Raw genomic sequence first — 19,532 nt, forward strand, 5'->3', positions numbered from 1 at the left:
GTGAAGCCGGCACCGGCACCCACGGCTGGAAAACCGCACTCAACGCCTTCGCCCTCCAGTTCCCCGACCGCCTACCCCTCTGACCAGCATCCACTACAGGAGGTCACGCCCGCTTACACAGAAGATTTGACAGGCCCGGTCGGCTCGGCCACGGACCGCGGCCATGCGTCACCGGCCTCGCTCCCGGCGACGCTGCCGGGCCGCGCGAACGCCGGCGGCAGCGGGGCGCCGGAGGCGAGGAAACGCTGCGGGGACAGCGCACCCAACGGCACCTGCACCTCGAGGTGCGCGGCGACCGGCTCGGGGGCCGCCCAGGGGCGCAGCACCAGGTCGGCGAGGATGCCGGAGCGCAGCATGCCGATCGGCCGGTCGTCCCCGGCCTTCTTCGCCCGCCAGGCCAGCTCGTCCACGGTGGCCTGGCGGGCCGCGGCCAGCTCATCGGGCATGCCGGCGACCAGCTCACCGATCCCGTCCCCGACCGGGCGGCGCGTGACGTTGACCGCCCGATGCGCCCTGTTCCGGCGCCGGTCCGACGCCGCGGCGTCGCGGGCGGCCAGCTCTGCCCGCAGCCGGGCCTTGAGCCTGCGGACCGGCAGCGAGGGAGCCGCGGGCAGCACCGCGGCCTCCACCGCGGCGATCACCGCGGGGTCGGTGCCGCGCACCTTCCAGCCCAGCTCCTCGCTGATGGTGCGGGCACGGGGCCAGTCCAGCCGGCCCTGCGCGAGCTCGGTGTGGGTGGCGGTCAGCGACCGGGTCAACGTCAGCGCGTGCTCGGTCAACGTCGTCGCCGACGCCCGCGCACAGTTCAACGTCAGCGCCAGCTCGTCGGCGAAGAACTCCGACACGCCCTCCGGCGTCCCCGGCCCCGGAAGCGAATCCTCATCGGCCGCGGCACCGGGCTCCCCGGGCCGGCGGTCGGCCGACGCGGGCCGGTCGGCGGCGAACCCGGCCACCACCTCCAGCTCGTACGCGGCGAGTGCGGCCTCCAGCTGGTCGATCCGCTGCAGCTCGCGCGCCTTCTGCTCTGGTGAGCGGGCGTACACCGGCAGCAGCTGGCCCAGCGAGGGCGAGGAGGTGACCGGCGGGCCGAACTGCGGTGGCGGCGGGGTCAGCTCGGCCACGGTCAGCGCGACGCCGAACCCGCTGCCGAAGAACATGCCCCCACGCTAGGCCGGGGGTACGACACTTCCGGGCCTGAGCAGCGAGAACGCCGGGTCGATCTTGCCGTTGCGGCGGATCTGCGGAGCCCGTCGGAGCGGGCAGTCAGTGGGCCGCCGAGTCACCCCGGGTCGACCATGGAGTTGGTGCAGGCGACACGCGCCGACACACCGTCGCGCCCGACGACAAGCCCATGATCACCAGCGAGAGCGCCCGGAGGCGGCCGGAGCAGCCGGGTGGCCGGAACCGTGGCGCAGCCCGGTCCGACCCGGCCGGTGCCGGGGACTCGACCGGGTGACCCGCGTCAAGGCGTCACGGGACCCCGCCGATCACCAGGCAACGGCGGGGTGGTGTGACGAGGTCGGGTCAGGCGGCGCGCAGCGTGGACGGGGCGGCGGTGGGCTGCGCCGTCGGCTTGCTGGGCACGGTCCAGCGCATCTCCATGTGCCGGTGCCCGGCGCTGTCCACGACGGGGACCCAACGGACCTGCGGACACGTGTTGATGCGCATGACAGCCACCTCTCGTTCACCTGTTGTTCACCATTGTGACACCAGCCACGCCTTGCGGGAACCCGGCGCGCCCGAGGTGACCCGAAAGGGGGTTACAACCAGCCGACGACGGAGGCGCCGATGCCGACGTGCAGCACCGCACCGGGCACGACGCCGACGACGGTGCCGAGCGTGGCGGGCAGCCACCGGATGCTCGACAGGCCGGCGGAGTAGCTGACGACCCAGAACGGCACCGGGCTCATCCGCCCGAGCGCGACGGCGAGGAAGCCGCGGTCGCCGAAGAGGCGGTCGGCGCGTGCCAGTCGTGGGCCGGCGAGCCGGGCGACGGCGTCGCGGCCCAGGTGCCGGCCGAGGGCGAAGCCGCCCATCCCGCCGAGCCAGCCGGCGAGCACCGCCACCGCGAGCCCCGCGGGGAACCCGGCCGCGGCGCCCAGCAGCACCGACAGGGCGGTCCGCGGGACCGGGGTCATCAGCGCGCCAGACACCCCGAGGACGACGGCGGCCCAGCTCAGCGGACCGGCGTCGTCCAGCCAGCCCTGCAGTGCGGGGACGCCGGGCCGTTCGACCGTCAGTGCCACCACCGTCGCCGCCACGAGCAGCAGCCCGAGGATGGCGAGCCGCAGCCACGGCCGGCGCGCCGGCGGACTCTCCGGCTCCGGCTGGGGTGAGCCGGGGCCGCGGTGCACGTCCCCCACGCTACGGACCGGCCCGACAGCCGACGTGCACCATGACCGGATGGCGGAGAACTGGCTGGTCCGGGACGCGACGGTCGAGGACGCCGTGGCGTGCGCCGAGGTCTACGCGCCCTACGTCCGCGACACCGCCGTCTCCTTCGAGCTGGAGCCGCCCACGGCCGGGGCGGTGGCCGCCCGCATCGCGGCCGCGCTCGCCCGGCACGCCTGGGTGGTCCTCGAGGACGGCGGCCGGGTCGTCGGCTACGCCTACGGCGCGCCGTTCAACGCCCGCGCCGCCTACGACTGGTCGACGTCGGTGAGCGTCTACACCGAGACCGGGCGCCGCCGCACCGGCACCGGCCGCGCGCTCTACACCGCGCTGTTCGACCGCCTCGCCGCCCGGGGCCACCTCACCGCGCTGGCCGGCGTCGCGCTGCCCAACGACGCCAGCGTCGGCCTGCACGTGGCGATGGGCTTCGAGCCGGTCGGCACCTACCGGCGGGTCGGCTGGAAGCTCGGCCGCTGGCACGACGTCGCCTGGTTCCAGCGCCCGCTCGGCGGCGGTCCGGCGGACGACGGCACGCCGCCCGCCCCTCTGGCCTGACCATGGACACGGCCCCGCTGCCGGGAGATACTAGGACGTCCAACTAAATCGGCGCGGGTCCGTCGCGCGTCCGACCCCCGGGAGCGGCATGCCGTCCGACCTGCACGTCCCCACCCACCCGGTCCGCTTCGTCACCGCGGCGAGCCTGTTCGACGGCCACGACGCGGCGATCAACGTGATGCGCCGGCTGCTGCAGAGCCAAGGCGCCGAGGTCGTGCACCTCGGGCACGACCGCAGCGTCGACAGCGTCGTCCGGGCGGCGCTGGAGGAGGACGTGCAGGGGGTGGCGATCTCCTCCTACCAGGGCGGGCACGTCGAGTACTTCGGCTACCTGGTCGAGCGGCTGGCCGCGGCCGGCGCCGGGCACGTCAAGGTCTTCGGCGGCGGGGGCGGCGTGATCGTGCCCGAGGAGATCGCCGCGCTGCGGGAGCGGGGCGTGCGGATCTTCAGCCCCGAGGACGGTCAGCGCCTCGGCCTGCCCGGGATGATCAACGAGCTGATCCGCGAGTGCGACGTCGACCTGACCACGAGCGGTCCGGACGTCGAGGCGCTCCTCACCGGCGACCCCGCCGCCCTGGCCCGCGCGATCACCGTGCTGGAGTCCGGCCACGACGCCGAGCTCGCGACCAGGGTGCGTCAGGCGGCCGAGGGCCGGACGGTGCCGGTCCTGGGCATCACCGGAACGGGCGGCTCGGGCAAGTCCTCGCTCACCGACGAGCTGCTGCGCCGGCTACGCACCGACCAGGAGGACAAACTGCGGGTCGCCGTCCTGGCGATCGACCCCACCCGGCGCCGCGGCGGCGGCGCGCTGCTCGGCGACCGCATCCGGATGAACGCCCTGGAGACCGGCGAGGGCGCGCACACCTTCTTCCGCTCGCTGGCCACCCGCGCCGCCGGCGCCGAGACCCCCGAGCACCTGGACGACGTGCTGTGCGCGGTCAAGGCCGCCGGGTTCGACCTGGTGATCGTCGAGACGCCCGGCATCGGGCAGGGCGACGCCGGGATCGTGCCGTTCTCCGACGTGGCGCTCTACGTGATGACACCGGAGTTCGGCGCCGCGTCGCAGCTGGAGAAGATCGACATGCTCGACTTCGCCGACGTCGTCGCGATCAACAAGTACGAGCGGCGCGGGGCCGAGGACGCCCGGCGGGACGTCGCCCGGCAGATGGTGCGCAACCGCGAGGCGTTCGGGCAGCCCTGGGAGGACATGCCGGTCTTCGGCACCAGCGCCGCCCGGTTCAACGACGACGGCGTGACCGCGCTCTACCAGCACCTGCTCGGCCTGCTCGTCGACGAGGGGCTGCCCGCGGGCGCCGGCGTCCTGCCGCGGGTCGACGTCAAGGCGTCGTCCGGCCTGACCAGCGTCGTCCCCGCGCAGCGCGCGCGGTACCTCGCCGAGATCACCGAGGCCGTCCGCGGGTACCACGCGCGGACCGACCAGCAGGCCGACGTCGTGCGCCGCCGGCAGCACCTGACCACCGCCGCCGAGGTGCTGGACGGGGACGCCGCCGAGGCCGCCCGCGCCGCGGTCGAGGCCGCCGACCGCGAGCTGCTGCCCGAGGTGCGCGAGCTGCTCGACGAGTGGCCGGCCCGGGTCGAGGCGTACTCCGGCGACGAGTACGTCTACACCGTCCGCGGCAGGGAGATCCGCACCCCGCTGACCCGCGAGACGCTCTCGGGCAACAAGGTGCGCCGGGTCGCGCTGCCGCGCACGACCGACGCCGCCGACCTGCTGCGCTTCCTGCGCCGGGAGAACCTGCCCGGCGGCTACCCGTTCACGGCCGGCGTCTTCCCCTTCAAGCGCTCCGGCGAGGCACCCGCGCGGATGTTCGCCGGCGAGGGCGACGCCTTCCGCACCAACCGCCGCTTCAAGCTGCTGAGCCAGGGCAATGAGGCCACCCGGCTGTCGACCGCGTTCGACTCGGTCACCCTCTACGGCCGCGACCCCGCCCCGCGCCCCGACGTCTACGGCAAGGTCGGCACCTCCGGGGTCTCCATCGCCACGCTCGACGACATGGAGGTCCTCTACTCCGGGTTCGACCTCTGCGACCCGACCACCTCGGTGTCGATGACGATCAACGGCCCGGCGCCGGCGATCCTCGCGATGTTCCTCAACACCGCGATCGACCAGCGGCTGGACCGGTTCCGCGAGGAGGAGGGCCGCGAGCCCGACGCCGCCGAGGCGGAGGAGATCCGGGCGTTCGTGCTGGCCACCGTCCGCGGCACGGTGCAGGCCGACATCCTCAAGGAGGACCAGGGCCAGAACACCTGCATCTTCTCGACCGAGTTCGCGCTGCGCTGCATGGCCGACATCCAGCAGTGGTTCATCGAGCACCGGGTGCGCAACTTCTACTCGGTCTCGATCTCCGGCTACCACATCGCCGAGGCCGGGGCGAACCCGATCAGCCAGCTGGCCTTCACCCTCGCCAACGGGTTCACCTACGTCGAGGCCTACCTGGCGCGGGGGATGGCGATCGACGACTTCGTGCCCAACCTGTCCTTCTTCTTCTCCAACGGCATGGACGCCGAGTACTCGGTGATCGGCCGGGTCGCCCGGCGCATCTGGGCGGTCGCGATGAAGGAGCGGTACGGCGCCGGGCCGCGGTCGCAGCAGCTGAAGTACCACGTGCAGACGTCGGGCCGGTCGCTGCACGCGCAGGAGATGGACTTCAACGACATCCGGACGACGCTTCAGGCCCTCTGCGCCGTCTACGACAACGCCAACAGCCTGCACACCAACGCGTACGACGAGGCCGTGACCACCCCGAGCGAGCACTCGGTCCGCCGGGCGCTGGCCATCCAGATGATCATCGACAAGGAGTGGGGGCTGGCCGGCAACGAGAACCCGCTGCAGGGCTCGTTCGTCATCGACGAGCTCACCGACCTGGTCGAGGAGGCCGTGCTGGCCGAGTTCGACCGGATCGCCGAGCGCGGCGGCGTGCTGGGCGCGATGGAGACCGGCTACCAGCGCGGCAAGATCCAGGACGAGTCGATGCTCTACGAGCACCGCAAGCACGACGGCAGCCTGCCGATCGTCGGGGTCAACACCTTCCTCGACCCGCACCGCGCCGAGACCCCGCCCAAGCCGCTGGAGCTCGCCCGCGCCACCGAGGCGGAGAAGCAGTCGCAGCTGCAGCGGCTCGCGGACTTCCACGCCCGGCACGCCGACGAGGCCCCGGCCGCGCTGGCCGAGCTGCAGCGGGCGGCGACCGAGGGCGGCAACGTCTTCGCCGCCCTGATGGACGCCGTCCGGGTCTGCTCGCTCGGCCAGATCAGCGGCGCCTTCTTCGAGGTCGGCGGGCAGTACCGGCGCAACGTGTGAGAGACGACCCTGTTCACTGACGACCTCGGGACCGATGTCGACCTGCCGCGGCCGCCGCGGCGGGTGGTCTCGCTGGTCCCCTCGCTCACCGAGGCGCTGGCGGAGACGGTCCCCGGGCGGCTGGTCGGCGCGACCGACTGGTGCACCCACCCGGCCGGGCTCGACGTGCCGCGGGTCCGGGGCACCAAGAACCCCGACCGCGCGGCGATCGCGGCGCTCGAGCCGGACCTCGTCGTCTGCAACCGGGAGGAGAACCGGCGGCTGGACGTCGACCGGCTGCGGGCGGCCGGCGTCCCGGTGTGGGTGACCGTCATCGAGTCGGTCGACGAGGCGCTGGCCTCGATGCGCCGGCTGTTCGTCGACGTCCTCGACGTCGGCGAGCCGGGCTGGCTGGCCGCGGCCGCTGCGGAGTGGGCCCGCCCGGTGCCGACGCCGCCGTGCCGGGTCGCCGTCCCGGTGTGGCGCGACCCCTGGATGGTGGTCGGGCCACGCACCTTCACCGGCGACGTGCTGGCCCGGCTGGGGCTGGTCAACGTCTTCGCCGACGCCGCGGACCGCTACCCGAAGGTGGCGGTCGAGACCGTGCGGGCGGCCGGGCCGGACGTCGTCGTCCTCCCCGACGAGCCGTACGTGTTCACCGCCGACGACGGACCCGAGGCCTTCCCCGGGATCCGCACCGCCCTGGTCTCCGGCCGCGACCTCACCTGGTACGGCCCCTCGCTCGGCCCGGCCCGCGCCCGGCTGCTCGCGGCGGTTGCCGGCTGAACTCAGGGACGAGCCCGGATCAGGTTCATCGCGGTCATGGTCAGCACGACCGTGCCGTCCTGCCGCAGCAGCTCGACGTGGGTGCGCACCAGCCCGCGGTCGGGCTTCGACCGGGACGGCCGGGCGTCGGCCACCGTCGTCCGCAGGGTGAGCTCGTCACCCGGTCGCACCGGGGCCACCCAGCGCAGCTCGTCGACGCCGGGGGAGCCGAGGCTGGAGACGGGGGAGAGGTACTCGTCGGCGAGCAGCCGCATCATCAGCGCGCAGGTGTGCCAGCCGCTGGCGATCAACCCGCCGAACGGGCCGGCCGCCGCGGCCTCGGCGTCGACGTGGAACGGCTGCGGGTCGAACCGGCGGCCGAAGTCGACGACGTCGTCCTCCTCCACCCGCAGCGGGCCGTGCTCGGCGGTCGTCCCGGGCACGTAGTCCTCGAACCAGCGCTCGCTCGACGACACCGGTTCGCTCCCGCGGGACGCTCCGCTCCTCGCTCGTTCCTCGCTGCGATGCTCACGTCCCTGTCCGCTCACGAGGTGGACCGTAGGGCGTTACGGTGCGTCCCGTGCTGCCGCCCTCCGGCCCCCTCGCGGGCACCCGCGTCGTCGAGCTGGCGGGCCTGGGCCCCGCTCCCTACGCCTGCCTGTTGCTGGCCGAGCTGGGCGCCGACGTCGTCCGGGTGGACCGGCCCGGCGGCGGCACGCACCTGGTGCCGCCGGAGCGCGACGCGCTGGGCCGCAGCCGCCCGTCGGTCGCCGTCGACCTCAAGACCCCGGCCGGCCGGGACGTCGTCCTGCGGCTGGTGGAGTCCGCCGACGTGCTCGTCGAGGGGCTGCGGCCCGGCGTCACCGAGCGGCTCGGCGTCGGCCCCGATGACTGCTGGGCCCGCAACCCGCGGCTGGTCTACGCGCGGATGACCGGCTGGGGCCAGGACGGCCCGATGGCCGACCGCGCCGGGCACGACATCAACTACCTCGGCCTCACCGGCGCCCTGCACGCCATCGGCCCGGCGGAGGCGCCGGTCCCGCCGCTGAACATCGGCGCGGACTTCGGCGGCGGCGCGCTGTTCCTCGTCGTCGGCGTGCTCGCCGCCCTGCTGGAGCGGGGGACCAGTGGGTGCGGGCAGGTGGTCGACGCGGCCATGGTGGACGGCGCCAGCTCACTGGTCACGATGGTCTACGGCCTGCTCGCCGCCGGCGCCTGGCAGGACCGCCGCGCGGCCAACCTGCTCGACGGCGCCGCGCCCTTCTACGGCACCTACGCCTGCGCCGACGGCCGGCACGTCGCCGTCGGGGCCATCGAGCCGCAGTTCCACGCCCAGCTGCTCGCCGGCCTGGGCATCGACCCCGACGCGCACGGCGGGCAGCTCGACGCCGCCCGCTGGCCCGAGCAGCGTGCGCGGATCGCCGCCGCCTTCACCACCCGCACCCGCGACCAGTGGGCGGAGGCCTTCGCCGGCACCGACGCCTGCGTGACGCCGGTGCTCGGGCTCACCGAGGCGCCGTCCCACCCGCACCTGGCCGCCCGCGGCACCTTCGTCGAGCGCGGCGGACACCCGGCGCCGGCGCCGGCGCCGCGCTTCTCGCGCACCCCGGGCGCGGTCCGCGGCGCACCCCGTGCGCCCGGTCAGGACACCCGGACGGCGCTGGCCGCGTGGGGCTTCGGCGAAGGGGAGGTGGCCGGCCTGCTGGAGGCCGGCGCCGTGGTGCAGGTCGACCGAGGGGAGCAGCGGTGAGTGACGGGGTGCGGGTCGAGCGGCGCGAGGGCGTCCTGGTCGTCACGATCGACCGGCCCGAGGCGAGGAACGCGCTGGACCGCGCCGTCGCCGAGGGCGTGGCCGCGGCGGTCGACGAGCTCGACGCCTCCGACGAGCTGCGGGTCGGCGTCCTCACCGGCGCCGGCGGGACCTTCTCCGCCGGCATGGACCTCAAGGCCTTCCTCCGCGGCGAGACCCCGGCCATCGAGGGCCGCGGGCTGTGCGGCATCACGCGGACCCCGCCGCGCAAGCCGCTGGTCGCCGCCGTCGAGGGCTGGGCGCTGGCCGGCGGCTTCGAGCTGGTGCTCGCCTGCGACCTGGTGGTCGCCGCCGAGACCGCGCGCTTCGGGGTGCCCGAGGTCAAGCGCTCGCTGGTCGCCGCCGGCGGGGGCGCGCTGCTGCTGCCCGCGCGGGTGCCGCGCAACGTGGCGATGGAGATGCTGCTGACCGGCGACCCGATCGACGCGCGGCGGGCCGCGGAGGTGGGCCTGGTCAACCGGGTCACCCCCGAGGGCGGTGCGCTGGAGGGCGCCCTCGCGCTGGCCGCGACGATCGCCGCGAACGGCCCGCTGGCCCTGGCCGCGACCAAGGCGGTGGTCCTCGGCGGCGCCGACTGGACCACCGCGGAGGGCTGGCAGCGCCAGGACGAGCTCGTCGCGCCGGTCTTCACCAGCGAGGACGCCCGGGAGGGTGCCACGGCCTTCGCCGAGAAGCGCCGCCCGGTCTGGCACGGCCGCTGAGGACCCTCCCCGGAGCGAGCGCCGGGAACGGGCGGTGGCGACCGCCTCGCGAGCCCCGGCGTCCCGCGGCCGTGACCTGCGCAACGGCCGGTGCGGGACCCTGGCGTGTCCGCGCCGGACGGGATCAGCCAGGATGGTGCGGGCAGAGGGGGAAGGAGGGCCACCGTGGGCAAGCACCGGGCACCTGACGCGGACCCCACCGACTTCGACGCGGCCACCAGCGCGCTCGTCGACGTCACCGGGGACTACGAGGTCGACGTCGCGCACACCCGGATCGGGATCCGCGCCCGGCACGCCATGGTGACCACCGTGCGCGGGTCGTTCACCGACTTCAGCGGGACGGCGCACCTCGACGTCGCCGACCCCGCGGCCAGCTCGGTGTCGCTGCGCATCCGGACCGCCAGCATCGACACCGGCCAGGCCGACCGCGACGCGCACCTGCGCTCGGCGGACTTCCTCGACGTCGAGACCTACCCCGAGATCGTCTTCGTCTCCACCGACGTGGAAAAGGTCGACGAGGAGACCTACACGGTCACCGGCGAGCTCACCATCCGGGACACCACCCAGCCGGTGTCGGTGGACTTCACGCTCACCGGCTCGGCCAAGGACCCGTTCGGCAACACCCGGGTCGGCTTCGAGGGCGCGCTGGCGATCAAGCGCAGCGACTGGGGCCTGACCTGGAACACCCCGCTGGACACCGGCGGCGTGCTGGTCAGCGACCGCATCCAGATCGAGTTCGACGTCTCCGCCGTCCGCGTCGCCTGAGCGAGGACCCCCGCGCGGGCCCGGGGGCGCCCTGGAGGGCGCCGTTCCCGGCTCGGGATGATGGCGTCGTGGACCACGAGCCCCCCGCGCACGGGCAGACCGTGGTGCCCTTCCGCACCGCGGTGCGGGCCTGGTTCCTCATCTCGCTGCAGACCTTCGGCGGCCCGGCCGGGCAGATCGCGGTCATGCAGCGCACGCTCGTCGACGAGCACCGCTGGATCGGCCAGCGCCGGTTCCTGCACGCCATGAACTACTGCATGCTGCTGCCCGGCCCGGAGGCCCAGCAGCTGGCCACCTACGTCGGCTGGCTGCTGCACGGCACCCGCGGAGGCCTGGCCGCCGGTGGGCTGTTCGTGCTGCCGGGCGTCGTCGCGCTGCTGGCGCTGTCGGCCGTCTACGTCGCCTTCGGGGACACCACCGCCGTCCTCGCGGTGTTCGCCGGGCTCGCCCCCGCGGTGCTCGCCATCGTCGTCCAGGCCGTCCAGCGGGTGGCCAGGCGGGCGCTGGACAGCCGCGCCCTGGTCGCCATCGCGGTCGCGGCGTTCCTGGCACTGGCGCTGGTCGGCGTCCCGTTCCCGGTCGTCGTGGCGCTGGCCGGCGTCGCCGGCTGGGCGCTGGGCCGCCGGCGCCCGGCCGCGCTGACGCGGGAGGCGGCGGCCGACGCGGAGGACGACGGCCCGCCACCGGTCGTCAGCGACGACGTGCTGCACGCCGAGCCGCCCACCGCGCGCCGGACGCTGCGGGTGCTGCTGGTCGGCCTGCTGGTGTGGGGCGTGCCGGTGGCCGCGGTCGCGCTGCTGACCGGCACCGGCAGCGTCCTCACCCAGCAGGGGCTGTTCTTCTCCGGCACGGCCGTGGTGACCTTCGGCGGCGCCTACGCGGTGCTGGCCTACGTGGCCCAGCAGGCGGTGGAGGTTCACGGCTGGCTGGGTCCCCGGGAGATGGTGCGCGGGCTGGCGCTGGCCGAGACGACGCCCGGGCCGCTGATCATGGTCGTGCAGTTCGTCGCCTTCCTCGGCGCGTACCGCGACCCGGGCGCGCTCGACCCGTGGGTCGCCGCCGTCCTCGCCTCGCTGCTGGTCACCTGGGTGACCTTCGTGCCGAGCTTCCTGTTCGTGCTGCTCGGGGCGCCGTACATGGAGCGGCTGCACGGCAACCGGTCGCTGTCGGCGGCGCTGACCGGGATCACCGCGGCGGTGGTCGGCGTCATCGCGAACCTGGGCGTCTACTTCGCCGTCCACACGCTGTTCTCCGAGACCGTCGACGTCGACCGCGGGCCGCTGCACCTGGAGCTGCCCGACCCGGCGACGCTGCGGCCGGTGTCGCTGGCCATCGCCGTCGTGGCCGCGGTGCTGCTGTTCCGGCTGCGCTGGTCGGTGCTGCGCACCCTCGGCGTGTGCGCGCTGCTGGGCCTGGTCGCGGGGCTGGCCGGGCTGCCCGTCGGCTGAAGGAGGACCCCTGCCGGGATCGGGCAGGACGTGCGCTCGATGAGTTCCGGCTCGCCGTGCGGTCGGAAGGGTATGACCACGACGCCGCGACCCCCCGGCAGCCGGCCCCAGCGCAGCGGCCCGCTGGACACCGCGTTCTCCGCGACCCTGGTCCGCAGCCCCGCGCCCGGCGGCTGGACCTACGTGCAGATGACGGGCTCGGCGGAGTTCTTCGGCACGCGCGGCCTGGTCAAGGTCCGCGGCACCATCGACGGTCACCCGTTCCGCAGCTCCTTCATGGCCCTCGGCGACGGCACGCACAAGCTGCCGGTGGCCGTCGACGTCCGCCGGGCCATCGGCAAGGAGGCGGGCGAGGAGGTCACCGTGCACCTCGAGGAGCGCCTCGGCTGACCGACCCTGTCGCTCCCGGGCGCGGCGGCGGCGCTGGCGTAGATTCCCTGCGTCAACGGGCGGTTGCCCACGGACGGAGGCGGGGGGAGACGTGAGCGATGCGGCAGCGTCCGCGACGGTCGACCCCGGGTCCGCAGCGGCGGACGGGCAGCCGCCCGGCGTCGCGGTCTTCGACGGCGACTGGAACCTGGTCTCGGTGGACCAGGCGACCGCCGACCTGTTCGGCCGGCGGCGCGAGGAGCTGACCGGCCGCAACATCTGGATCGCGCTGCCCGAGCTGGCCGGCACGATCTTCCACAGCTTCCTGCTGCACGCCCGCAGCGCCGGCGGCCGGGTGACCTGGCGCGGCTTCTACCCACCGGCGGGCTGTTGGCTCGACGCCACCGCGCAGCGGGCCGGCGACCGGCTGCACGTCTCGCTGCGGCGCAGCGTCGGCCCGGTGCCCGACGGCACGGTCGACCCCGCCGCCGAGGCGGCCGAGTACGACCGGCTGCGCTTCCTCGCCGAGGTGAGCGAGGCCATGACCAGCACCCTGGACGCCGCGGAGTCGGTGGCCACGCTGGCTCAGCTCGTCGTCCCCCGGCTGTGCGACTGGGCACTGGTCAGCGTGCTCGGGGATGACGGCGGCCCCGCCGACGAGGGGTGGGCGCACCGCGACCCGGGCCGGGCGGCCGATCTCGACCTCTACCTGAGCAGGAGAGTTCGCGCCGCGGCCGACGACAACCCGATGGTGACCTCCCTGCTCACCGGTGAGCCGATCCACCTGCCGGTGATCGACCCGGCGGTCGTGGAGCCGGCGTTCGGCGGCAGCGACGAGGTGCGCGCGGCCTGGGAGCGGCTGGACGCCGACTCGATGACCATCGTCCCGCTGCGGGCGCGCGCGGAGACCTTCGGCGTGCTGGTCCTGGTGAACGACTCGTCCCGGCCGCCGCACGGCGAGATGGAGATCGCCACCGCGGTCGAGGTGGCCCGCCGCGCCTCGCTGGCGATCGACAACGCCCGGCTCTACGGCCGCCAGCTCGCCGTCGCCGAGACCCTGCAGCGCAGCCTGCTCACCCCGCCACCGCAGCCCGACGACCTGGAGATCGCCGTCCGTTACCTGCCGGCGTCGAGCACCCTGCACGTCGGCGGCGACTGGTACGACGCCTTCCAGCAGCCCGACGGTGCGACGCTGCTGGTCATCGGCGACGTCGTCGGCCACAACGTCGACGCCGCGGCGGCGATGGGGCAGGTGCGCAGCATCCTGCGCGGCATCGCCTACGACCGGTGCGAGGAGCCGGCGCGGGTGCTCACCCGGGTCGACGCCGCGCTCACCGGCCTGCGGATCGGCACCCTGGCCACCGCGCTGATCGCCCGCATCGAGCAGCCGCCGGCGCTGGCCGGGAGCGGGCGGCGGGTGCTGCGCTGGTCCTCGGCCGGGCACCTGCCGCCGCTGCTGGTGTGCGGCGACGGCCGGGTGGAGCTGCTCGAGGCCGGCCCGCAGACGCTGCTGGGGGCCGACTCGACCCGGCCCCGCAGCGACGCCATGGCCGAGGTGGGCTCCGGCGACACGCTGGTCTTCTACACCGACGGCCTGGTCGAGCAGGGCCGCACCGGCATCGACGAGGGCACCGAGCGGCTGGTCGCCGCGGTGCGCACGCTCGCCGGAGCGCCGGTGGACCGGCTGTGCGACGAGCTCATCGAGCGGATTGTCGGGCGCCGGCCCGAGGACGACGTCGCGATCGTCGCCGTCCGCTGTTCCGCCCAGGACGACGGCTGACCGGCGCAGCCGTCGCGGCCCGCTGACCTGGGCGTAGGGCATGCTCGGCAGGCCGCACCCCGAGCCCGTGGAGGACCCGCCCATGTCGACCCTGTCCGCGTTCGCCGCCGCACTGGCCGGAGGGCGCATTGAGGTCGTCGACCTCACCGCCCCGCTGTCGGCGGAGACCCCGGTCATCGCGCTCCCCCCGCAGTTCGCGCAGACCGCGCGCTTCGAGTTGGAGGAGCTCAGCCGGTACGACGACCGGGGGCCGGCCTGGTACTGGAACAACATCCGGACCGGTGAGCACACCGGCACGCACTTCGACGCCCCCAACCACTGGGTCACCGGCGCGGACGGCGACGACGTCGCCTCCGTCCCGGCCGCCCGGCTGGTCGCGCCGGCCGCCGTTCTCGACCTCTCCGCCGAGGCGTCGGCCGACCCGGACTTCCTGCTCGAGGTCGACCACGTGCGGGCGTGGGAGGCCGAGCACGGCCCGCTGACCGAGGGCGGGTGGCTGCTCTACCGCACGGGGTGGGACGCCCGCAGCGCGTCGCAGGACGAGTTCCTCAACGCCGATGACACCGGCCCGCACACGCCCGGCATCTCGCCCAGGTGCGCCCGTTGGCTGGCCGAGGAGGCGCCGGTGATCGGGCTGGGGGTGGAGACGGTCGGCACCGACGCCGGCACCGCGCACTCCTTCGACCCGCCGTTCCCCTGTCACGCCGCGCTCATGGGCAGCGGCAAGTACGGGCTCACCCAGCTGCAGAACCTGGCGCTGCTGCCGCCGACGGGGGCGGTGCTGGTGGCCGCGCCGCTGCCCATCGTCTCCGGCTCGGGCTCCCCGGCCCGGGTGCTGGCCCTGGTCGAGCGGGGATGACGGGCCGCACCACCGTCGCGGAGGCGGTCGGGACGGCGCTGGTCGGCTGTGGCGTCGACACGGTCGTCGGCGTCGTCGGGTCGGGCAACTTCGCCGTCACCAACGCCATGGTCGCCGCCGGCGCCCGATTCGTGGCCGCGCGGCACGAGGGCGGCGCGGCGACGATCGCCGACGCGCACGCCCGGATGAGCGGCCGCCCGACCGCGCTCACGCTCCACCAGGGCTGCGGGCTCACCAACGCGCTCACCGGGATCACCGAGGCGGCGAAGAGCCGGACGCCGCTGGTCGTGCTGGCCGCCGAGGCCACCTCGCCGCGGTCGAACTTCGCCGTCGACCAGGCGGCGCTGGCCACCGCCGTCGGCGCCGTCCCGATGCGGGTGACCTCGGCGGCCGGGGCGCTGGACCAGGTGGCCGTCGCCGTCGGCACCGCCGTCCACGGCCGCCGTACGGTGCTGCTGAACCTGCCGCTGGACGTCCAGGCCGCGGAGCTGGCGCTGCCGGCGGGCCCGCTGGAGGTCCCTGCGCCGCCGCCGGTGGTGCCCGCCGCGGCGGAGGTCGACCGCCTGGTGGCCGCTCTCCGATCCGCCCGGCGCCCGGTGTTCGTGGCCGGCCGCGGCGCCCGCGGGCCCGGTGCCCGTGCGGCGCTGGATGCGCTGGCCGACCGGTGCGGTGCACTGCTGGCCACCTCGGCGGTGGCCCGGGGCCTGTTCCGGAGCAGTCCCTGGTCGCTGGACGTCTCCGGTGGCTTCGCCTCCCCGCTGGCCGCCGAGCTCGTCGGCGGCGCCGACCTGGTGGTCGGCTGGGGCTGCGCGCTGAACATGTGGACCATGCGGCACGGCCGGCTGATCGCCGAGGGCGCGGTGGTCGCGCAGGTCGACGACGACCCGTCCGCGATCGGCGCCCACCGCGACGTCGCCGTGGGGGTGATCGGCGACGTCCGGCGGACGGCGGAGGCCGCGGCGGCCGCGCTCGGCGACGACGTCGCACCGGGTTACCGCAGCCCGGAACTGCGGACGGCGATCGCTGCGCGGGTGCGCTGGCGCGACGTGCCGTTCACCCCCTCGGGTGGGCCGGACCGGATCGACCCCCGCACGCTGACCATCGCGCTGGACGACCTGCTGCCGGCCGAGCGGGTGGTCGCCGTCGACTCGGGCAACTTCATGGGGTGGCCGAGCGTGTTCCTCGACGTCCCGGACGAGTTCGGGTTCTGCTTCACCCAGGCCTTCCAGTCCGTCGGGCTCGGCCTGGCGACGGGGATCGGCGCCGCGCTGGCCCGGCCCGACCGGCTGCCGGTGGCCGCGCTGGGCGACGGCGGTGCGCTGATGGGGGCCTCCGAGCTGGAGACCGTCGTCCGGCTGGGGCTGCCGATGGTGGTCGTGGTCTACGACGACGCGGCGTACGGGGCCGAGGTGCACCACTTCGGCCCGGACGGGCACCCGCTGGACACCGTCCGTTTCCCGGAGACCGACTTCGCCGCGCTGGCCCGGGGCCACGGGTTCACGGCGGTCACCGTGCGGGCGCTCCGGGACCTCGCCGGGGTGGCCGAGTGGGTGGCCGGGTGGGCGGGAGGAACTGCGACCACGCCGCTGCTCGTCGACGCGAAGGTGGCCGCGGACGAGCCGTCGTGGTGGCTGGCGGAGGCGTTCCGCGGCCACTGACGGCCCTGCGGCAGTGCGCTGTCCGGCCGGACACCCCCGGGCGGCAGTGACTGCGCGTGACGAGCGCGCCGACGGTGCGTCCGGAGCTCGGGAGGCCGGGAGGAAGCGGCTGCCGAGGGTGCGGGTGGGGTCGCGGTGCGTCACGATGGCCTCCGGCACCGGGCGGTCCCCGTCCGGCCACCGCCGGACGAGGAGGCAGCCGTGATCGGACGACCGACGGCCGGGAGGAACCCGGGCCGGGCACGGATCGGCGTCCCGCCGGGGACCGCGACGACCGGCCGTTCCGTGGTGGTCTTCGCCGACCCGGACGAGGACGGCGCCGCCACGTTGCGCCGCCTGGCCGGGCTGTCGGACGTGGCCGACTCCCGTGACGTCGAGCCGGGGGACGCCGACGCGCGGGCGCTGCGGCAGGCCGACGCGGTCGTCTTCCCGGGGCTGGGCCTCGCCGTGGCCGCCGTCGACCCGCGGCGGCTGGCCGCCGACGGGTCGGTGCTCGCGGTGACGCCCGAGCTGGTGCACCACGTGCTGCCGGAGGTCCCCGAGGGCTACCTCGCCGGGTACCGGGACGCCGTCGCCGACCTCACCGGACGGCTGCTGGACCTGCCCGGCGGCAGCGCCGAGCCCGCCACCCCGCCGTACGCCGACACCCCGGAGTACACCTGGGGCCTGCAGGCCACCGAGGTGCCGGCCTCGCCGCGCACCGGGCGCGGCATCCGGGTGGCGGTCCTCGACACCGGCATCGACCTCACCCACCCCGACTTCGCCGGCCGGGCGGTCACGGCCACCTCGTTCGTCGCCGGCCAGGCCGCGCAGGACGGGCACGGTCACGGCACGCACGTCGTGGGCACCGCCTGCGGCCCGCGCACCCCGGAGGGGTCCCGCGGCTACGGTGTCGCCTCGGATTCCGAGGTCTTCGTGGGCAAGGTGCTCAGCGACGAGGGTTCGGGCACCGACGCCGAGATCCTCGCCGGCATCGCCTGGGCGGTGCGCAACGGGTGCCAGGTCATCTCGATGTCGCTGGGCGCCGACGTCGCCGAGCCCAGCCCGGCCTACACCGCGGCGGGCCGGCGCGCCCTGGACCAGGGGTCGCTGATCGTCGCGGCCGCGGGCAACAACGCCGACCGGAAGAACGGGGACGTCGGCTTCGTCGGCGTGCCGGCCAACAGCCCCGACGTCCTGGCCGTCGGCGCGCTGGACCCCACGCTCGCGGTCGCCTGGTTCTCGGCCCGCAGCACCGCCGTCCCCGGCGGGCAGGTCGACCTGGCCGCGCCCGGGGTGGACGTCCACTCCTCGTGGCCGCTGCCGGACCGCTACAACACGATCAGCGGCACCAGCATGGCGACGCCGCACGTCGCGGGCCTGGCCGCGCTGTGGGCCGAGGAGACCGGGCTGCGCGGGCGGGAGCTGTGGCAGACGCTGACCCGGTCCGCCCGGCGGCTGACCGCCCCCTCGGTGGACGTCGGCTCGGGGCTGCCACTCGCGCCGCGGTGAGACCCCGCCCCGGCCGTGCCCCCCGGGGCTACCGTTCCCCCGTGCCCGTTGTGATCGTCACCGTCGACGACGTACACCTCGCCGAGCTGGACGCGGTCGCCCAGTCGCTGCGCCGGCACGGCCTGCAGGTCGAGCAGGTGCTGCCCGAGGTCGGCCTGATCACCGGGCAGCTGCCCGTGGGGCACGCGCTCGCCGAGCTGCGGGTCGAGGGCGTGGCCGCCGTGGAGGAGGCCCGCAGCATCCGGCTGCCGCCTCCGGACGCGGCGGTGCAGTGACGATGCGGTGACGGTGCCCGGGTGCTCCTTGTCGCCCGGGGCGGGCACGGCCAGAGTGGAGGCGTGCACCGCCTGAGCCCCGGATCCGAGCCGCCGAGCGGCGCGTACCGGGTGGTGCGCGAGGACGCCGGCCCGGTCCTGCACCTGCTCGGCGACGTCGACGAGCCCCTGGTGCAGCTCATGCGCGCGGACGGCGTGGACGAGCGCGAGCTGGCCGCGGTGCAGGTGGCCTCCGTCGGCTACATCGACTCGACCGGGCTCTCGCTGCTGGTGCGGTGGGCGCAGTCCGCGGCCCGCGACGGCCGGCCCGCAGTGCTGCGGTGGGCGTCCCCGCGGTTCCGCAAGGTGCTCGACCTGGCCGGCATCTCGGTGCTCTTCGTGCACGCCGACGGCGACCGCGCCTGACCGACGCCACCGGTCAGGGCCTACAGTCCGCCGGGGCGGCCCGCCCGGGCCGCGGGAGGTGGGGACCGTGGACCGACCGCCGGCGATCGCGCTGCTGGGACTGGGGGAGGCCGGGGCGGAGATCGCCCGTGACCTGGTCGCCCTCGGCGCCGACGTCCGGGGCTACGACCCGCGGGTGGCCCCGCCACCCGGCGTCCTGCCGCGCGCCGACGAGGCCGCCGCCGTCGCCGACGCCGACCTGGTGCTCAGCGTGAACAGCGCCGCTGACGCACCGGTCGCGCTGCGCAACGCGCTGCCACGGCTGCAGCCCGGGGCGGTGTGGGCCGACCTCAACACCGCCGCGCCCGGCGTGAAGCGGGACCTCGCCGCGGCCCTGGACGGCCGGGGTGTCCCGGTGGCCGACGTGGCGCTGCTCGCGACCGTGCCCGGGCGCGGGCTGCGCACCCCGATGCTGGCGTCCGGCGACGATGCCCCCCGGTACGCGCAGGTGCTGGCCGGCTTCGGCGTGACCGTGGACGTGCTCGACGGGCCACCCGGTGCAGCGATCTCCCGCAAGCTGCTGCGCAGCGTCTTCTGGAAGGGCGTGGCCGCCGCCGTGGTCGAGGCGATGGAGGGCGCGGAGGCGGCCGGGCTCGCCGACTGGCTGCGGAGCGACATCGGTGCGGAGCTGGACCGCTTCTCCGCGACCGACGTCGAGGTGTTCCTCGCCGGGTCCCGCCAGCACGCCCGCCGCCGGACCGCGGAGATGGCCGCCGCGGCCGAGCAGCTGGCCGACCTGGGCGTGCCGCCCCGGGTGGCCGCCGCGGCGCGGGACCAGCTGGCGGCCCTGGCCGAGCCCGACCGCCCGGCCTGACCGGCGGCTCGTCCAGGGAACGCACAGCGCGGGTCCGGGCCGCCCCCAGGCCGGCCCGTCACGGTGGTGGCACACCGCGACCCGAGGAGCACCGTCAGCCACCCCG

19 protein-coding genes are annotated in these 19,532 nt (G+C 75.5%); 15 read left to right on the forward strand and 4 right to left on the reverse strand.

All coding sequences use genetic code 11. From position 1 onward, the window contains the following. Nucleotides 1–113 precede the first annotated feature (113 nt). The 3 genes from CNO22_RS17445 to CNO22_RS17450 form a co-directional block, all read right to left on the reverse strand. Complete coding sequence (locus tag CNO22_RS17445) at nucleotides 114–1,157, reverse strand: DUF222 domain-containing protein (RefSeq protein WP_100500567.1); 1,044 nt, start codon at nucleotides 1,155–1,157, stop codon at nucleotides 114–116. Nucleotides 1,158–1,524: 367 nt separating this feature from the next. Beyond that, nucleotides 1,525–1,668: a hypothetical protein gene (locus tag CNO22_RS27805; protein ID WP_157936993.1), complete on the reverse strand. Its 144-nt coding sequence runs from the start codon at nucleotides 1,666–1,668 to the stop codon at nucleotides 1,525–1,527. A 92-nt stretch (nucleotides 1,669–1,760) separates the two neighbouring features. Next, entirely contained in the window at nucleotides 1,761–2,354 is a 594-nt protein-coding gene (locus CNO22_RS17450; protein WP_232807125.1) for a TVP38/TMEM64 family protein, read from the reverse strand. A 49-nt stretch (nucleotides 2,355–2,403) separates the two neighbouring features. Here CNO22_RS17450 and CNO22_RS17455 point away from each other — a divergent pair, with 49 nt between their 5' ends. The 3 genes from CNO22_RS17455 (at nucleotide 2,404) to CNO22_RS17465 (ending at nucleotide 7,033) form a co-directional block, all read left to right on the forward strand. Beyond that, nucleotides 2,404–2,946, forward strand: a complete 543-nt coding sequence (locus CNO22_RS17455; RefSeq protein ID WP_100500569.1) for a GNAT family N-acetyltransferase — start codon at nucleotides 2,404–2,406, stop codon at nucleotides 2,944–2,946. A gap of 88 nt (nucleotides 2,947–3,034) precedes the next feature. Further along, nucleotides 3,035–6,268 carry a fused isobutyryl-CoA mutase/GTPase IcmF gene (gene icmF / locus CNO22_RS17460; RefSeq protein WP_100500570.1) on the forward strand — a complete coding sequence of 1,078 codons (3,234 nt, stop codon included), beginning with the start codon at nucleotides 3,035–3,037 and terminating at the stop codon, nucleotides 6,266–6,268. Between the two features lie 63 nt (nucleotides 6,269–6,331). Beyond that, nucleotides 6,332–7,033, forward strand: coding sequence for a helical backbone metal receptor (locus CNO22_RS17465; RefSeq protein ID WP_232807126.1), 702 nt, complete (start codon nucleotides 6,332–6,334; stop codon nucleotides 7,031–7,033). A 2-nt stretch (nucleotides 7,034–7,035) separates the two neighbouring features. Here the strand turns inward: CNO22_RS17465 and CNO22_RS17470 are convergent, their stop codons facing one another. Further along, nucleotides 7,036–7,488, reverse strand: a complete 453-nt coding sequence (locus CNO22_RS17470) for a MaoC family dehydratase (RefSeq protein ID WP_100500572.1) — start codon at nucleotides 7,486–7,488, stop codon at nucleotides 7,036–7,038. Between the two features lie 104 nt (nucleotides 7,489–7,592). Here CNO22_RS17470 and CNO22_RS17475 point away from each other — a divergent pair, with 104 nt between their 5' ends. The 12 genes from CNO22_RS17475 (at nucleotide 7,593) to CNO22_RS17530 (ending at nucleotide 19,426) form a co-directional block, all read left to right on the forward strand. Next, a complete protein-coding gene (locus CNO22_RS17475) occupies nucleotides 7,593–8,762 on the forward strand; it encodes a CaiB/BaiF CoA transferase family protein (RefSeq protein WP_100500573.1) in 1,170 nt (389 codons plus the stop codon). Continuing rightward, complete coding sequence (locus CNO22_RS17480; protein WP_100500574.1) at nucleotides 8,759–9,523, forward strand: crotonase/enoyl-CoA hydratase family protein; 765 nt, start codon at nucleotides 8,759–8,761, stop codon at nucleotides 9,521–9,523. The genes CNO22_RS17475 and CNO22_RS17480 overlap by 4 nt, the downstream gene beginning before the upstream one ends. Before the next feature lie 165 nt (nucleotides 9,524–9,688). Then, nucleotides 9,689–10,288, forward strand: a complete 600-nt coding sequence (locus CNO22_RS17485) for a YceI family protein (RefSeq protein ID WP_100500575.1) — start codon at nucleotides 9,689–9,691, stop codon at nucleotides 10,286–10,288. 68 nt (nucleotides 10,289–10,356) lie between these two features. Continuing rightward, nucleotides 10,357–11,736 carry a chromate efflux transporter gene (gene chrA / locus CNO22_RS17490; RefSeq protein WP_100500576.1) on the forward strand — a complete coding sequence of 460 codons (1,380 nt, stop codon included), beginning with the start codon at nucleotides 10,357–10,359 and terminating at the stop codon, nucleotides 11,734–11,736. Nucleotides 11,737–11,808: 72 nt separating this feature from the next. After that, entirely contained in the window at nucleotides 11,809–12,126 is a 318-nt protein-coding gene (locus tag CNO22_RS17495; protein WP_100500577.1) for a DUF1905 domain-containing protein, read from the forward strand. A 91-nt stretch (nucleotides 12,127–12,217) separates the two neighbouring features. Beyond that, entirely contained in the window at nucleotides 12,218–13,885 is a 1,668-nt protein-coding gene (locus CNO22_RS17500) for a SpoIIE family protein phosphatase (RefSeq protein ID WP_100500578.1), read from the forward strand. An 82-nt stretch (nucleotides 13,886–13,967) separates the two neighbouring features. Continuing rightward, nucleotides 13,968–14,744: a cyclase family protein gene (locus CNO22_RS17505; RefSeq protein ID WP_100500579.1), complete on the forward strand. Its 777-nt coding sequence runs from the start codon at nucleotides 13,968–13,970 to the stop codon at nucleotides 14,742–14,744. After that, nucleotides 14,741–16,402 carry a thiamine pyrophosphate-binding protein gene (locus CNO22_RS17510; protein ID WP_100500580.1) on the forward strand — a complete coding sequence of 554 codons (1,662 nt, stop codon included), beginning with the start codon at nucleotides 14,741–14,743 and terminating at the stop codon, nucleotides 16,400–16,402. Before CNO22_RS17505 ends, CNO22_RS17510 begins: the two co-directional genes overlap by 4 nt. 201 nt (nucleotides 16,403–16,603) lie before the next feature. Next, nucleotides 16,604–17,893 carry a S8 family serine peptidase gene (locus CNO22_RS17515; RefSeq protein WP_100500581.1) on the forward strand — a complete coding sequence of 430 codons (1,290 nt, stop codon included), beginning with the start codon at nucleotides 16,604–16,606 and terminating at the stop codon, nucleotides 17,891–17,893. A gap of 41 nt (nucleotides 17,894–17,934) precedes the next feature. Continuing rightward, nucleotides 17,935–18,168 (forward strand): ketohydroxyglutarate aldolase, encoded by a 234-nt coding sequence (locus CNO22_RS17520; protein WP_157936994.1) that lies wholly within the window; start codon nucleotides 17,935–17,937, stop codon nucleotides 18,166–18,168. Between the two features lie 63 nt (nucleotides 18,169–18,231). Beyond that, on the forward strand, nucleotides 18,232–18,573 hold the full coding sequence (locus CNO22_RS17525) for an STAS domain-containing protein (RefSeq protein ID WP_100500583.1): 342 nt from the start codon (nucleotides 18,232–18,234) through the stop codon (nucleotides 18,571–18,573). 67 nt (nucleotides 18,574–18,640) lie between these two features. Then, on the forward strand, nucleotides 18,641–19,426 hold the full coding sequence (locus CNO22_RS17530; RefSeq protein WP_100500584.1) for an NAD(P)-dependent oxidoreductase: 786 nt from the start codon (nucleotides 18,641–18,643) through the stop codon (nucleotides 19,424–19,426). The last annotated feature ends 106 nt before the right edge of the window (nucleotides 19,427–19,532 follow it).

The organism is Geodermatophilus chilensis (assembly GCF_002802985.1).
In the GTDB taxonomy this organism is placed as follows: domain Bacteria; phylum Actinomycetota; class Actinomycetes; order Mycobacteriales; family Geodermatophilaceae; genus Geodermatophilus; species Geodermatophilus chilensis.